This is a genomic window from Hymenobacter siberiensis (assembly GCF_018967845.1).
Classification (GTDB): domain Bacteria; phylum Bacteroidota; class Bacteroidia; order Cytophagales; family Hymenobacteraceae; genus Hymenobacter; species Hymenobacter siberiensis.
In genome coordinates this window covers 3,527,689-3,542,433 of sequence record NZ_JAHLZZ010000001.1, presented here as the reverse complement: position 1 = coordinate 3,542,433, position 14,745 = coordinate 3,527,689, and the positions used below count along the sequence as shown (strand labels likewise).

Sequence of the window (14,745 nt, the reverse complement as noted above, 5' to 3'; positions counted from 1 at the left end):
AAGTTCACTCGTGGCAAGGTCCTTCACGGCGCTCAGTATGATAATTTTATAGCCTTGCCACCATGCCCGCCACCGCCTTCCGCATCACCGACCTGCGCGACCTGGACGCCGCCTTCACCATCCGCGAAAAAGTATTTGTGGAAGGTCAGGGCGTGCCCGCTACCCTCGAAAACGACCTCCACGACCGCACCGATGCCCGCCACTACCTCGCCCGCACCGACGACGGCACCCCCGCCGGCGCCGCCCGCTGGCGCGAAACCGAAAACGGCGTGAAGCTGGAGCGCTTCGCCGTGCTCGAAGGCTTCCGCAACCAAGAAGTAGGGGCCACTATTCTACATGCCGTACTGGCCGACGTACGCGCCGAGCTACCCGATGCCGAAGTGTACCTGAACGCGCAGCTGCGGGCCGTGCCGTTTTATGAGCGCCACGGGTTTCGGAAGGAAGGGGAGATGTTTGAGGAGGCTAATATCCAGCACCATAAAATGGTGCTGGAGTAGCTTAAATAAATTAATTTAACGGCAATGAATAGTGGAGACTTAGCGGCCTATGCGAAAAAATCGGCTATAACAATTATCACAATTGGCTTTTCACTTGTGATAATTGTTAGACTTGTTGCGAGTCAATGACGAATGAAAAATATCAATAGACCTCTTTCCTAAATACGTATAACTTTTTCAATATTAAGATTTATGAGTCCGCATACGATGAGCCAAATTTGCGCAACGTGATTCAATCGGTTCCGGTAGGTTTCTTTAACCATTCGAAAGCACTTGCACAGCCGGTTAACGTGTTCAATTTTGACTCGTTTGCTCCTAAAAGCCTTTTTTTGCCTCTTTTGCTTGATGGTCAATTCCCCGTTTTTCGGTTTTTTGTGCGGGATTTGGCTGCGGGCATGCACTTTTTGAATGCCAACGTATCCTAAATCGCCTTTCACCTTGATTTTCCGATGAATTTCCAGGGGCGTCTCCTGAAAAATGCGAATATCTAACTTGCGGCCTTCCAGTTCTACCCGGCAATGCTCAATCGTTTTATCCTTTTGACTAATAGACATCTTTCATGCATATATTTATAAAACAAACAAGTTATAACATGTAAATCACTGGTTATGAATGATAAATACAAACTACTTCAGGCTAACCCAACCATTTGCAAACGGCTTTTTGGGGTTGATTTTGTTCAACTGCAACAAGTGCTGGTGAAAGTGCAAAACCGGATTGACCAGTATTTGCGGGAAAATCCGCTCTCCAAACGTGGAATTGAGGCAGAATTGAGCGTTGCGAATCAACTGCTGCTGACATTCGAATACCTGCGGCAATACCCCACTTTTTTGAGCCTGGGGTTTTCGTACGGAATCTCGGAAAGCTATTGCCACAAGATTTTTCACAAGATGCGACCCATTCTAGCCGACGTAATCGGGCTCAAAAATCCGGAGAAATTAAAATATACCCACGTAAAAACAGTTGTCGTTGATGTTACCGTGCAGCCCATCGAACGACCGAAAAAGAATCAGGAAGTCTACTATAATGGCTCTAAAAAAACATATCATTAAGTCATAATTAATTATTAGTCAAAAGGATAAAACGATTGAGCATTGCCGGGTAGAACTGGAAGGCCGCAAGTCAGATATTCGCATTTTTCAGGAGACGCCCCTGGAAATTCATCGGAAAATCAAGGTGAAAGGCGATTTAGGATACGTTGGCATTCAAAAAGTGCATGCCCGCAGCCAAATCCCGCACAAAAAACCGAAAAACGGGGAATTGACCATCAAGCAAAAGAGGCAAAAAAAGGCTTTTAGGAGCAAACGAGTCAAAATTGAACACGTTAACCGGCTGTGCAAGTGCTTTCGAATGGTTAAAGAAACCTACCGGAACCGATTGAATCACGTTGCGCAAATTTGGCTCATCGTATGCGGACTCATAAATCTTAATATTGAAAAAGTTATACGTATTTAGGAAAGAGGTCTAATAATTAATTGTGACTTAATAAAACTTATGCGGCTTAATTAGCGGGATTCGCGCGCTCGTGTGCGAGATAAGCCCGGTGTGGCCTGCGGGCTGCATAACCTGCGCGTCCGCAGCCCACACCGGGCTTATCTCGCACACGAGCGCGCGAATCCCGCTAATTAAGCCGCATAAGTTTTAATATATTTCTGGTTGTCTGACAATTTTAATGGAGACGGTCTTTTTAGAGAAGGTTACGCTTAGTAATTACCTGTTTTTTTTAAGCAAGTAATTCATTGAGAAAACCACTTCTTCGGCTCCTTCATTAAAATTGTCAGACAACCTAAAAAATTAATTTAGAACCAGACGGCGCAGGTCGGTATTACCTGCGCTGCGGGTGCGGAGTAGGTATACACCGCTAGCCTGGCCGTGCAGGTCGATTGCCTGGCGAATGGTACTCGTGGAGTTAGCGGGTACACTCAGGTGCAGCACGGCTTGGCCGAGCACGTTCATCACATCAACTTCTACCGCCTTGGTGTAGCCCGTCAGCTCCAGCGTGAGGCGACCGTCGGGGGTAGGGTTGGGGTAGACCATGAGCGACGAGCCAGCCAGCGGGCGCAAGGCGTTCGTGACTATGGTAGCGGCCGAAGCCGGCGACACGCAGCCATTGGCGTTGGTCACGACTACGGAATAGCTGCCCAGTTGGGCCGTTGAGTTGGCTACGTAGGTGTTGGCGGTGGCACCTGCCACGGGCTGCCCGTTCTGGTACCACTGATTGCCGGCCGGGGCCGAGCTGGTGAGCGTGGTGGTTGAACCATTGCGCACCACTGTAACGATGGGTGCGGCCGGGGCGGTATTTACAATCAGCACGGTGGTGCCAGTGGTGGCGGCGCACCCATTGGCGGCGGCCACCGCATTGGTGATGGTGTAGGTGCCGGGCTGGCTTTGGGCCAGGTCCACGGTGCCGGTGCTGGCGCTCAGGCTCAGGCCCGCAGGTGAGGCCGTGAACGTACCGGCCGAGCTGCCCGAGGCCAGAGCAATGGGAGCCGTGGCCTGAGCACCCGCGCAGAAGCTGGGCGCGGCGTAGGCGAAGCTGGCCGAGGCCGGGTCCGTGACGGTCAGGGTAGTGGTGCCCGTGCTGGGGCAAGAACCCGGCACGCTGTAGGTCACAGTATATGTGCCGGGCTGGCTCTGGCCCAGGTCAATGGCCCCTGTGGCCGCATTCAGCGCCAAACCATTAGTGCTGCTAAATGCCCCGCCGGTCGTGCCGCTAACCGTGGGCGTGGGTATAGCCGCGCCGCCCTGGCAATAGGTGCTGCCAGCGTAGGCAAAGGTGGCTGTGGTCGCGGCGTTCACGACTACGCTAGTTGGTGCGGTGGTCATGGCAGTGCAGCCGCTGGCATTGGTTATCCTCACGGTGTAGCCGCCGGCCGCGGTGGGGCTGTAAGTAGTGCTGGTTGCGCCGGCAATAGCCGTGGCGTTCCGGAAAAATTGGTAGCTATAGCCCACACCAGTGGGTGCCGTGAGCGTAACAGTGCCGCCTTGGCAGAAAGTGAGCGGGCCGCTGGCCGTAAGCGTAGCGGTGGGTAGGGAATTGATTACCAACTGCGCCGAGGCCGAAGTTGGCGTGCAGCCGCTGCTAGTCGCGATGGAGTTGATGACGGTGTAGGTGCCGGGCTGGCTCTGGGCCAGGTCCACAGCACCGGTGCTGGCGTTCAGGCTCAGGCCCGCGGGCGAAGCTGTGAACGTGCCGGCCGAGCTGCCCGAGGCGAGTACGGGGGGCACGGCGCTGCCGCTGGCGCAATAGCTCGCGGCAGGATAGCTGAATGTGGCCTGCGCGGCCTGCGAAACAGTGAGGGTGGTGGTCGCCGTGCTGCCGCAGGTGCCGCTCACGCTGTAGGTAATAGTGTAGGAGCCGGGCTGGCTTTGGACCAGGTTGATGGTGCCGTTATAGGGGTTGATGTTGAGGCCGATGCCGCTGGTTGTGAATGTGCCACCTGCCGTACCGCTCACGTTAGGGGTGGGGTTGGCACCGCTCTGGCAGTAGGTGTTGGTGGCGTAGGCAAAGGCAGCCGACGTACCGGGGTTCACCGTCACCGTCACCGAGCCCGAAGTGCTGGTGCAGGCGCTGGTGGTAGTCACGGCCACGGTGTAATTGCCGCTGGTGGTGGCTGAATAAGTGCTGCCGGTAGCACCACTGATGGCCGACCCGTTGCGGTAAAACTGGTAGCTACCGACCGACGAGCCGCTGGTAGTCAAGCTCACCGCCCCCCCTTGGCAGAAGGTGGTGGCCCCACTGGTGGAGATAGACGCTGAAGGGGTGTTGTTGATGCTGGCTAGCGCGTAGCTGCGACTGCTTTCGCAACCTGCCGCGCTTACTGTACTCACGTAATAGTAGACCGAGCCGTAGAGGTACGGAGTGGTGAAGCTGCTGCCCGTAGCCAGCGCCGTGGTGCTGGTGGAGGAGCTGTACCAGCGATAGGAGCCGCCGCTGGGCGCGCCGCTGACCCCGAGCGTAACGGGGCCGGGGCCGCAGTTGCTGCCGTTGGTGGTGGTGGGCGCGGTGGGCGCGGCCGTCGTAGCTACCTGCACGGTGCGCGAAGTCACTGCGCAACTGCCGCTCGTCACGGTGAGGACGTAAGCTCCCGCGTTGCTCGCCGTGGCATAAAAAGCCGGGTTGCTATTGTAAGAAACGTAGCCGTTGGGGCCGGTCCAGTTGTAGGAGGCGCCACTGGGAATACCGCTCGCCGTGAGGTACACCGGCTGGCCCACGCAGTACGTGCCGTCGCCACCCACGGTCGGCGTGGTCAGGTTGCAGCCCACCGAAATGGTGTAGTCGCGGGTTTCGCCCGAGCCAAACGTCGTGCAGGCATCAGTCGAACTGTTGGGATTGCCGGCAGCGCGGGTTCTCACCCGCAACCGGGTGCTGCCCCGAACGGCTCCGCTCGGCACGTAAACGGTAGCGGTAGCGGCCGAGTAAGCCGTCGCATTTGCACTGAGCTGCGTGTACTCGCTGCTGCTGAACATGCCGTCCTGGTTCCAGTCGGCCCAGGCCGAAATAGACTCCCCTGAGATGTTGGTAGTCAGACCCATGGTATAGCTCTGGCCGGGCTGCACCGTCAGGCCCGAAGAATAGGCCGAGTAGTTGTTGCTGGAAGTGCCAGGGCAGCTACCGGCGGTGGAAGCTATCGTTGCGCCCGGCAGCTGCACCGAGTAGATGTCGCACGACCCGCCGCCGAGGCTGCTCGTGCAGTAGGTGCCGGTTCCGGTCGTGCTGCCGGTCAGAGTGTACGTATAGGCCTGAGTGCTAGTATATTGGCTAAAATTGGGGGCGAAGCCGGGGTTAGTTGTTGTCCCTGATTCCGGAATAAAGTCGGTGCTTACATAGCCTGAATTACCGCTGCCGTACAGTACGAAAACCCGCACCTGCTGGCCGGGCAATACTCCCAGGCTGGCCAGGTCGAGCTCCATTTCCCAGGCTTGCCCGGTATTATAGCTTACCAGATTGGGCGAAGGCACCGTGTAGGCCATCCGGGCACCGTAGAACCGGCTTTGTGCGGCCGAGCTGTAAAAAGTGCTGGGCGTGCCGCTGGGGTACATCGTGCCGAGCGCACCGGAAACGCCCGTGCTGGCACTTTGGGTATAGTCAACGTACTGCGCCGTAAGGGACCCGTTGCTGTTATATCCCAGCGCCAGGCCATAATCCGTTTGCATGTCCATAACCGTTCCGTTCATGGCGTCGAACGAAGTAGAGCCATAGGCCGCCGGCAGGGGATAGCCGGCCGACACGCCCGTGCGGTTGGGCAAGTCTAAGTACACCTGCATAAAATTACCGACAGGCGTAGTCCCACTCACCGGCTCGACCGACCCCCGGACACCGATAACGAGCTTGGTGGCACTGCTAGAGATATACGCCTGCTGCAGCCCCCAGTCGCCGAAGCCCGTTGAGCTGGAGTGGGGCCGCGTGTACTGGCCCATCGAGCCGTAATAGCCCGAGGTGCCGGCTCCCAATTCAGAGCTGGCCACCCGTCCGTCCACAACCACCTGGGCTTGCGCCTGGCCAGCCAGTACGGTCAGCAGTGAGGCTGCGGCCATGCGCGCCAAGCGGCGGGAGTCAGTGAAAAAAGTAGAAGTTTCTTTTAACATCAGAGAAGTGAAAATGAGAAAAATGAATTGAGTAAATGGGATAAACGAAAGCGTTATGAATGCGGCAGCTCCGGACAAAATCCAAACCGGCAGGGCGTTTTCCGAGCGGTTGTCGGCCGTTGAGCGGTGGGGCTTCACAAAGTGCCAGTAGTGTTTGGGTGGGCCGGCCGTGCGCAGGAGGCTGTAGCGGGCCGTTTCATCGGTCTTGGCTGTCGCTCTTTTCTGGAGCCCGGCAATGCTGGCGCAGGAAGCTCAAGCACGGAGCTGGCGTGCCGTGCCAGGTGTTTTTTAATGGTTCAAAGCCCTTGGTAGCGCCCGACTGAGCTGAGCCCCGGACCTATCCTTAAAGGCTTGGATTGCTGCATGGAAAGCAGGCGTAACTGCAGCGCTGTAAAAGAAACGGAAACCATGAGGGGGTATCAATAATGGAATCGCAAACGTACTCGGTGGGTCGATGCCTGCCCAAAGTTCAAAAAAATCTTTTATTTTCGCATTCCGATAATCCCTTTTCCACTATCTACCTTGCCCCGCTTACCGCTACCCTTACACGCCGCTCTGCGCGAAGCCGTCGCTACCCGCTTCGGCCAGCCGCTGCGCTACCCCAGCCACTGCGACGCCCTCGAAACCGAATTAGCCAAAACAGCCGGTTCCGGCGGCCGGCGGTTGAGCCCGAGCACGTTGCGCCGGTTTTTTGGGCTGGTTGAGAAAGAAGGCGGCTACCACCTGCACACCCTCGATACGCTGGCCCGCTACGCCGGCCACGCCGACTTTGCGGCCTTCGGGCAGGCCGTGGCGGGCTTCGCGCAAGCCGCTGCCGCTGCCCCCGATTTTCCCACTGACATTCCCGAGCTGCTGGCGATGGCACGGCTGGCCCCGCCCGAGCGCCTGCTGCTGGGCTACTTTCTGGGGCGCGTGACGCGGCCCGTTCAGCCCGGCGGCGCGGCGGCTCCGCTTGCCCTACGGCTGGCGGCCCACCCGGCCGGCCAGGAGTTTTTTGTGGAGTCATTTGTCGACCTGGCCCACCTCAACGGGGCCTACGGCGAAGTGCTGTGCGAATACCTGCGCCACAAGCCTACGCCCGAAGCCCAACTGTTCGGACACGGCACCTTGTTTCTGGGTGAGTTTCTGGCCGAAGACGAAGCGGCCTGGCGGGCGCGGCTACCGCAGCTGCTGGCCCTGCCCGTGCCGCCGGCCGTCCACGCCTTCCCGCGCGGACGGCGTGCGTTCGCCGAAATCGTGGCCGCCTGGCACGACGCGCCCGATGCCGCCTTGTCCCCCGAGTTGTTGCCACGCCTGCGGCGGGAAGCCGCTGCCGCGCCCTGCGCCACCGCCGCGCCCGCCCCGCCGCTGCCAGCGTTCTACAACTCGTTTCCGGCGGGCTACCACTTTTTCGTGGCCGAGGCGCTGTTTCTCACCGCTCAGTTCGAGGCGCTGGTTGAATGGATAGCCGAAACGAACACCGCCTTTCCCGAACTAGCCACGTTGGAGCTTAACGTATATAACGAGCTATTACGGGCGTTTCTGCGCGTGGCCCGGCTGCGCACCGGACGGGCGGCTCCCGGTTGCCCACCCGCCCAAACGCACCCGTTGGCGCAGTTCGAAACTCACCACTGGCTGCTCGATTACTACCAGGTTCATATCGATTTGGTCGACCTGCATCTGGCCGTGATGGCGGCCGATGCGCCCGCTGCCGCACAGGCCCAGCAGCGCGTGGTGCAGTATGCGACTACTCACCATACCCCGTTTTTTCGGCGCGTGGCCGAGCGGGTGCTCGCGGCCTGACAACCGCACTCGCCGCTAAAGCAGCGCCGGCCGCTGCGTGATTTCGTGGTAGCAGATGTGGCCCTGGCTGAAGTAGTGGAACACCATGCTCTTACGGGTTTGAAACTTGTCGAGGTGCGGTTCGCCACCGTGTATCAGGTTGGCGTGCCAGATGAATACGTCGCCCTTGCGGGCCAGGAAAACCTGCTTGGGAATGCCGGCTTCGAGGATTTTCTGGTTGATGTAAGCCTCGTATTCCGTGTAGGCTTTGTCGCCGATGAGCCACTCGGTGCCTTCGTTCTGGTAGTCGGCGTTGAGGTAGTAGGGCAGCTGGTGGCTGCCGGGGTAGTAGTGCAGCGGGCCATTATCGGGCGTGATGTCTTCCAGCGCTACCCAGGCCGCCGCCATGCCGCCCAATGGGAAGGTGCTCATGTGAATGCTGTCGGAATGGGTGCGCTGCTGGCTGCCGGTGAGGAAGTTGATGCTTTGGAAGAGCTTGGTTTCGTGGCCCAGCAGGGCAGCCACCAGCTCCCGGAGCGCGCCCTCGCCCGCCGCCCGGATGCGGGCCGACTTCCGAAACGCAAACATGAATTTATTGACATAGCGCACGCTGATTTCCTGGCTGGCAATAAGCTGGTGCAGCTCCTGGTTGATACCATCGACGGTATCGCTGCTGAAAAACCCCGGTAGAATAGCAAATCCCTGGTCCTCAAACGCTCGCAGGCTGGCCTGGCTGGCGGCGGGCTGCGCCGCGAAGGCTGGCGTAGCCGCTAGGCGCTCGGCCAGGGGCAGTACGGCGGGCAAGCCGGCATTAGTAGGCAAACCCGCAAAATCGCGGCTGCTGATGGGGGAGAAGTAGCGCTTGCTCAGCCCCAGCTTCTGGTAGATGGGCAGGTTGTGGGCCAGCCGGCGGCGCTGGAAAACGTTGTAGACGGCATAGCTGAGCTTGAGGCGGCGGAGCAGGGAAAGCATGAGTGGGGTAGGAGTTTTTCAGGGAGCCAAGATACGGCTGCGGGCAGGCGTGGCCGGGCCGCAGTTGGCTGTTTCGGCCCAAACCGCTACATTGCCAGCCCAATATCCTTTCCTTCTTCTACCCGTCTGATGATTGCCTGGGCTACCTTTCCCTTCGTGCGCTATACCCCCGCGCTCATTCTCGGCATCGTGGGCTACCTCTACCTCGGCGCTGGTTGGCCGGAGTTGTGGCCCGTGGCCGTGTCCCTGGCTGTGCTGAGCATGGGGCTGATTTTCTGGGCCGTGCGGCAGCGCACGCCGGCCGCCGCCGACATGGCCGGGGTTGTGTCGCTGCTCACTATCGTCGTGCTGGGGGCCACGCTCACCCAGCGCGCCACCGAAAGCCGCCGCGCCGACCACCTCTACCGCTTCGGTGATAAAGTAGAAAGCTACCAGGCCGTGGTGGACGAGGCTACCGTGGTGCGGGCCGCTACCTATGCCACCACCCTGAAAGTGCAGGCTGTGCGCGTGGCCGGCCGCTGGCGCCGTGCCACGGGCGGCGTGCGGGTATCGCTGCCCCGCGTGGCGGGCATCGCGCAGCCGCAGTACGGCGAGGTATGGCTCATTCGCGGCCACCCCGACCCCAGCAAGCCCCCGCTTAACCCCGGCGAGTTCGACTACGCCCGCTACCTGGAGTACCGGCAAGTCTATCACCAGCAATATATTCACCCCGACCAATACCGGATGCTGCGGTTGGCCCCGCCCAATATCCTGGTGGCCGTCAGCATGCGGGCGGCCACGCAGCTCGACGGCGTTTTTCGGCACTACATCAAGGCCAAACGCGAGTACGCCATTGCCTCGGCACTGGTGCTGGGCATTAAGGACGACGTGGATTTGGCCACCAAGCAGGCCTACACCGCCACCGGCACCACGCACATTATGGCCGTGAGCGGCTTGCAGGTGGGCTTGTTGTTCGCGGCCATGTCGTGGGTGCTGCGCAAGCTATTTGGGCGGGTGCGGGGCTTTTTGCTGTGGTCGTCGCTGGTGGGGCTGGCCGTTATCTGGAGCTACGCCTTTCTCACGGGGCTGTCGGCATCGGTGCTGCGGGCCACGGTGATGTTCACGGTCATCATCATCGGCCGGGCCCTGGGGCGGCAGGATTCCATCTTTAATACGCTGGGCGTGGCCGCGTTTGGCTTGCTGATGTGGAACCCGTTTCTGGTGGCCGACGTGGGCTTTCAGCTTTCGTTTCTGGCGGTGCTCAGCATCGTGTACGTGCAGCCGCGCATTGCCCGCTGGGTGGATGTTGAAGCATATTTCTATGCCCGCCGCCGGCCCTGGCAGCCCAAGGCCGTGCAGTGGGCCTGGCGCGGCAGCGGCTGGTTTCTGGATAAGGTGTGGCAGGCGGTGGCGCTGTCGCTGGCGGCGCAGGTGGCCACGTTTGGGCTGGGGCTGTATTACTTTCACCAGTTCCCGTTCAGCTTTTTGCTTTCCAACCTCGTGGCCGTGCCCATTTCCAGCGGGGCGGTGTATGTGGGGCTGGCCTTGCTGGCGGTGAAGGGCATTATGGCCACCATCAACCTGCTGTTGCCCGCCGGCGCGGCGTGGTGGCTCGATTTGCTGCCCCGGGCCGTGGCGCAGCTATTCGAATGGATGGTGTGGGCCTTCAACGAATACATCTTCCTGATAAGCCGCTACTTCTCCGGCTGGGTGGTGCGCGATATCCACGTTTCGGCGCTGCAAACGGTGCTACTATTTGGTATAATCGGGGCCGGCCTGGCCTGGCTGAACACCCGCCGGCTGGGCTGGCTGCGCGGCATGGCGTTGCTGCTACTCTGCTACGGCGGTAGCCGCGTGGCCGAAGCCCGCGCCGTGGCCCCCACCGAAGAATTCATTGTGTACAGCATTCCGCGCCGCTCGGTGGTGGGGTTCTGGCAGGGCGCGGCGGCCGAGTTTGTCACGCCCGACTCGCTGCCGCTCACCGAAACCGAGCGCACCTACCGTCTGCTGCCGGGCATCATCCGGCGGGCGGCGCGGCGCACGGCCTACCGCGTGGGCTGGCGCGGCTGCACCATCCCCGTGCAGCGCCTGGCCGACCCCGATAGTGCCAACTCAGCCCTATACTTCAAGCCCGGCCCCGTGGTGCTGGCCCGCTGGCACGGCTTGCGGGTGGCTTTCGTTTCCAACCGCATTTCGAGCGCTACCCGGCCCGCGCCCGTCGATGTGCTGGTGCTGCGCCGCAACGCCCGCCTGAAGCCCGAAACCGTGGCCGCCGTATTCGGCCCACAGGTGCAGGTGGTGTTCGACTCGAGCTGCAAAATCTGGTACGTGGCCCGGCAGGATTCCCTGCTGCGCGCCCAGGGTTTCCGCACCTGGGACGTCACGGCGCGGGGTGCTTTCTCCTGTGCGCCGCCGCTGGGGGGGGCGGTAGGCGGGGCCCGCGAAAGCCTGGCGCACAAAAAAAGTCGCGCCCGCTCCGGGTTGACCCCAGCGCCGCCAACGGACCGATAGCCAGCGTGTTTCGTCGTTTTGGTCGGGCGTTTAGTCGAGCGGGGCAGTCCATCCATCCACTTTTTGCGTTAATTGCCCCAAGAGATGCCACCATTGCCCCGCCGGCGGTATCCCTGCTGAAACCATCCGTCTGCGCCAAACCCGCCCCTATGGAAAACCTGCTCACGCCCGAACTCGAAGCCCTCCGCTACATTCAGTACGAAGCCCAGGACCGCATCGGCTACATCACCCTCAACCGTCCCGACAAGCGTAATGTCCTGAACGCCGACGTAATAACCGAGTTGAAACAGGCGTTCGAATTCGCCGAAGATGATGAGGAAACCAAGGTTATTGTGCTGCGCTCGGCCGGCGATGTGTTCTGCGTCGGGGCCGATTTGGCCTACATTCAGGAGCTGCAGGGCTACGGCTACACCGACAACCTGGAAGACAGCACGCACCTCATGCAGCTCTTCCACCAGATTTATACCCTCAAAAAAGTGGTGATTGCCCAGGTGCAGGGCCACGTCCTGGCCGGCGGCTGCGGCCTGGCCGCCATCTGCGACCTGAGCTTTGCCGTGCCCGAGGCCAAGTTTGGCTACACCGAAGTGAAAATTGGCTTCCTGCCGGCCATCGTGAGCGTGTTTCTGCTGCGCAAAATCGGCGAGTCGCGCACCAAGCAGCTGCTGCTCACCGGCGACCCCGTTTCGGCCCAGGCGGCCCTCGACATGGGCCTTATCACCTTTCTGGCCCCCAAAGAGGAGCTGGCCGCGAACGTGCACACCTTCGCCCAGCGCCTGTGCCGCGAAAACTCGGGCCAGAGCATGGAAGTAACCAAGGAGATGCTGGCCCACCTGCCCGAGCTCGACCTCGAAGAAGGCCTGCGCTATGCCGCCCAGCGCAACGCCGAAGCCCGGGGCTCGGAGGATTGCCGCAAAGGCATTGCCGCCTTCCTCAGCAAAGAAAAGATTGGCTGGTAGCTTGAATAAGCTGTTAGCTGATGAAGCTGTTTAGAAAGTCCCCGAACGGTCATGCTGCGCTGCGCTCTGCATGACCGTTTGAGCACATTTTGTGACTTTCTAAACAACTCCAATAGCTTTGCAACAACGCCGTTCCGTCCCGGAATTTATTGGGGACGGAACGGCGTTTCCGCGTTATTTCCAAACAACCCTTTTCCGGTTCCGGTTACTTCCACATGACAACACTGGCCGCCATTGGCATCACCCTCGCCACCTTCGGATTCATGGAATTCTGGGCGTGGTTTATGCACAAGTTTGTGCAGCACGGGCCGCTATGGTTTCTGCACCGCTCGCACCATGTGCGGCACCCGCACCCAGTGGAGCGCAACGACTTGTTTTTCCTCATTTACGGGGCCATTTCGGCCGTACTGTTCATTACCGGCGACAATGGCGGGCGCTGGTGGTTCTGGGTGGGCGTGGGCATTGCCTGCTACGGCACGGTGTACTTCTTCGTGCACGACGTACTGATTCACGGCCGGCTGCGCTTCTGGAAAAAATCGCAGAATACCTACCTGCGGGCCCTCAATATGGCCCACAAAACCCACCACAAAACCACGGGCCGCGATAGTTCGGCCGAGTTTGGCCTGCTGTGGGTTTCGCCAAAATACTTGCAGCTGGCGCGGAGGAAAAAAATAAAGACGGGAAATTAAAACATGACCAATAGAACATTGGTTTTAAACTGGAATAATTATAGGTTTTATCAGGTGATTCTCGATTTATAAGGTTATAATTTTTAATTAAAAAAATGGGCCAATTCTCTATCAGTGACTTAGAGCAGCTTTCGGGCATCAAAGCGCACACTATTCGCATGTGGGAACAGCGCTACGGCCTGCTGCATCCGGTACGCACGGCCACCAACATTCGCACGTATTGCGATGATGACTTGCGGCGGTTGCTCAACGTAACCACGCTCTGCGGCCGGGGCCAGCGCATCTCGCAGGTGGCCCGCCTTACGGATGCTGAAATCAGTGAAGCCGTGCTGGCCTGCTGCGATGACTCGCATGACTACCACCGCCAGGTAAACGACCTGCTGGCCGCCATGCTGGGCTTCGATGAGCCCCGCCTCGACCAGCTATTAAGCGAAGCCTCCGTCCGCCTTGGCTTCGAGAATACGATGCTGCGCGTGGCCTACCCGCTGCTGCAGCGCATTGGCCTAATGTGGCTGGCCGGTACCGTGGACCTGGGCCAGGAGCACATGCTGGCCCACTTGCTGCGCCAGAAGCTGCTGGCCGCCACCGATGCCCTGCCCAAGATACCCACTACGGCCCGCCGCTGGGTGCTGTTTTTGCCCGGCGATGAGCTGCACGAGCTGGCCCTGCTCTTTATGAACTACCTGCTGCGCGCCCGGGGCCAGCATACGCTCTACCTGGGTCAGAACCTGCCTACGGTCGGCCTCACCAATGTGAACGCGGCCTACCGGCCCTACGCCGTGGCTACGGTGCTTACTACCCAGCCCGAGCGCGGCCGGGTGGCCGAGTACACCCGCGAGCTGCGCACCCTGTTTCCCGAGGCCCAGCTGGTGCTATATGGCCCGCTGGCCCGGCAGGAAGGGCTGGAGCTGCCCGCCAACTGCGTGTCGCCGCTGCTGATGACCGATTTCCTGGCCCTGATTTCTGCCGAGGCGACCGAGTCCGAGGCGGCCTGAGTAGCAATTTGCCGTCCAGCAAATCCCGTAGGTGGGCGCAGCCTTCACAAAACGATAATAATAAAACCGGACCCGAACCGCTGCCAAAATGCTTGCCAGGTGTAATTTGCCGCTCCTACCCGAAAGAAGTAGGCGTGCCGAGTAAAATAATTTTGGCCGGAGCTGGTCGAATTTGCGGTTGGTACGTATATTTGTTTAACAATCGGCCACGAAAAGCTAAACAGTATGACTTCGCTAGAATTCACCTCGCAAGTGCAGAAGATTTCGCTCACCCTCCGGCCCGCCGCCATGAACTTGACGCGAGACGCTGATGATGCTAAAGACTTAGTGCAGGAAACCCTTCTCAAGGCCCTGCTTAACAAGGACAAGTTTAAGGCCGGTACCAACCTGAAGGCGTGGTTGTATACCATCATGCGCAACACCTTCATCAACAACTACAACAAGATTACCAAGCGCAGCTCCAACATCGATTCGACGGAGTATTTCCAGTATTTCAACACTGACCAGAACTACATCACCCACAACGGCGCTACGTCGGATTTCGTGGTGCGCGATATCAACGAGGCCATTTCCAGCCTCGGTACCGACTACCGCACGCCGTTCATGATGTACTACATCGGCTACAAGTACATGGAGATTGCCGAGAAGCTGCAAATCCCGATTGGTACCGTTAAAAACCGCATCCACATTGCCCGCAAGGACCTGAAAGCAGCCTTGCAGGTGTATGCCCCGGTGGGTGCCTCTGCCGCAACCGAAGCGGCTGAAGTTCTGGAAGACTAGCCAGTTTCTGCCCGTG

General features: G+C 59.4%; 12 protein-coding genes. 9 read left to right on the top strand and 3 right to left on the bottom strand.

The genetic code is table 11. The features are described 5' to 3' along the window. Window positions 1-62 precede the first annotated feature (62 nt). Window positions 63-497, top strand: coding sequence for a GNAT family N-acetyltransferase (locus KQ661_RS15390; protein WP_216727409.1), 435 nt, complete (start codon window positions 63-65; stop codon window positions 495-497). A gap of 158 nt (window positions 498-655) precedes the next feature. On the opposite strand, the gene KQ661_RS15385 is transcribed toward KQ661_RS15390, so the two are convergent. Then, window positions 656-1,051: a transposase family protein gene (locus tag KQ661_RS15385; RefSeq protein WP_216727408.1), complete on the bottom strand. Its 396-nt coding sequence runs from the start codon at window positions 1,049-1,051 to the stop codon at window positions 656-658. Window positions 1,052-1,105: 54 nt separating this feature from the next. On the opposite strand from KQ661_RS15385, the gene KQ661_RS15380 reads away from it, so the two are divergent. Further along, entirely contained in the window at window positions 1,106-1,549 is a 444-nt protein-coding gene (locus KQ661_RS15380; RefSeq protein WP_216727407.1) for a helix-turn-helix domain-containing protein, read from the top strand. A gap of 10 nt (window positions 1,550-1,559) precedes the next feature. Then, on the top strand, window positions 1,560-1,952 hold the full coding sequence (locus KQ661_RS23110; protein WP_216727992.1) for a transposase family protein: 393 nt from the start codon (window positions 1,560-1,562) through the stop codon (window positions 1,950-1,952). Window positions 1,953-2,291: 339 nt separating this feature from the next. On the opposite strand, the gene KQ661_RS15370 is transcribed toward KQ661_RS23110, so the two are convergent. After that, the gene (locus tag KQ661_RS15370; RefSeq protein WP_216727406.1) at window positions 2,292-6,035 is read right to left on the bottom strand and encodes an Ig-like domain-containing protein; all 3,744 of its coding nucleotides are present in this window, start codon (window positions 6,033-6,035) and stop codon (window positions 2,292-2,294) included. A 573-nt stretch (window positions 6,036-6,608) separates the two neighbouring features. Here KQ661_RS15370 and KQ661_RS15365 point away from each other — a divergent pair. Continuing rightward, on the top strand, window positions 6,609-7,868 hold the full coding sequence (locus tag KQ661_RS15365; RefSeq protein WP_216727405.1) for a hypothetical protein: 1,260 nt from the start codon (window positions 6,609-6,611) through the stop codon (window positions 7,866-7,868). Between the two features lie 15 nt (window positions 7,869-7,883). Here KQ661_RS15365 and KQ661_RS15360 read toward each other — a convergent pair whose 3' ends face one another. After that, on the bottom strand, window positions 7,884-8,819 hold the full coding sequence (locus KQ661_RS15360; RefSeq protein WP_216727404.1) for a phytanoyl-CoA dioxygenase family protein: 936 nt from the start codon (window positions 8,817-8,819) through the stop codon (window positions 7,884-7,886). Window positions 8,820-8,948: 129 nt separating this feature from the next. Between KQ661_RS15360 and KQ661_RS15355 the strand changes: the two genes are divergently transcribed. From KQ661_RS15355 to KQ661_RS15335, 5 genes are all read left to right on the top strand, one after another. After that, window positions 8,949-11,309 (top strand): ComEC/Rec2 family competence protein, encoded by a 2,361-nt coding sequence (locus tag KQ661_RS15355; protein WP_216727403.1) that lies wholly within the window; start codon window positions 8,949-8,951, stop codon window positions 11,307-11,309. 149 nt (window positions 11,310-11,458) lie between these two features. After that, the gene (locus KQ661_RS15350) at window positions 11,459-12,265 is read left to right on the top strand and encodes an enoyl-CoA hydratase/isomerase family protein (protein WP_216727402.1); all 807 of its coding nucleotides are present in this window, start codon (window positions 11,459-11,461) and stop codon (window positions 12,263-12,265) included. Between the two features lie 215 nt (window positions 12,266-12,480). Further along, on the top strand, window positions 12,481-12,954 hold the full coding sequence (locus KQ661_RS15345) for a sterol desaturase family protein (protein WP_216689176.1): 474 nt from the start codon (window positions 12,481-12,483) through the stop codon (window positions 12,952-12,954). 95 nt (window positions 12,955-13,049) lie between these two features. Then, window positions 13,050-13,949, top strand: a complete 900-nt coding sequence (locus tag KQ661_RS15340; RefSeq protein WP_216689175.1) for a MerR family transcriptional regulator — start codon at window positions 13,050-13,052, stop codon at window positions 13,947-13,949. 225 nt (window positions 13,950-14,174) lie between these two features. After that, window positions 14,175-14,729 carry a sigma-70 family RNA polymerase sigma factor gene (locus KQ661_RS15335; protein WP_168674046.1) on the top strand — a complete coding sequence of 185 codons (555 nt, stop codon included), beginning with the start codon at window positions 14,175-14,177 and terminating at the stop codon, window positions 14,727-14,729. Window positions 14,730-14,745: the final 16 nt, after the last annotated feature.

Excerpts from the sequence above, each read along its gene's own strand:
- KQ661_RS15385 (WP_216727408.1), bottom strand. The coding sequence starts at position 1,051 with ATGTCTATTAGTCAAAAGGATAAAACGATTGAGCATTGCCGGGTAGAA.
- KQ661_RS15335 (WP_168674046.1), top strand. The coding sequence starts at position 14,175 with ATGACTTCGCTAGAATTCACCTCGCAAGTGCAGAAGATTTCGCTCACC.
- KQ661_RS15390 (WP_216727409.1), top strand. The coding sequence starts at position 63 with ATGCCCGCCACCGCCTTCCGCATCACCGACCTGCGCGACCTGGACGCC.
- KQ661_RS15380 (WP_216727407.1), top strand. The coding sequence starts at position 1,106 with ATGAATGATAAATACAAACTACTTCAGGCTAACCCAACCATTTGCAAA.
- KQ661_RS15370 (WP_216727406.1), bottom strand. The coding sequence starts at position 6,035 with ATGGCCGCAGCCTCACTGCTGACCGTACTGGCTGGCCAGGCGCAAGCC.
- KQ661_RS15350 (WP_216727402.1), top strand. The coding sequence starts at position 11,459 with ATGGAAAACCTGCTCACGCCCGAACTCGAAGCCCTCCGCTACATTCAG.
- KQ661_RS15340 (WP_216689175.1), top strand. The coding sequence starts at position 13,050 with ATGGGCCAATTCTCTATCAGTGACTTAGAGCAGCTTTCGGGCATCAAA.
- KQ661_RS15345 (WP_216689176.1), top strand. The coding sequence starts at position 12,481 with ATGACAACACTGGCCGCCATTGGCATCACCCTCGCCACCTTCGGATTC.
- KQ661_RS15355 (WP_216727403.1), top strand. The coding sequence starts at position 8,949 with ATGATTGCCTGGGCTACCTTTCCCTTCGTGCGCTATACCCCCGCGCTC.
- KQ661_RS15360 (WP_216727404.1), bottom strand. The coding sequence starts at position 8,819 with ATGCTTTCCCTGCTCCGCCGCCTCAAGCTCAGCTATGCCGTCTACAAC.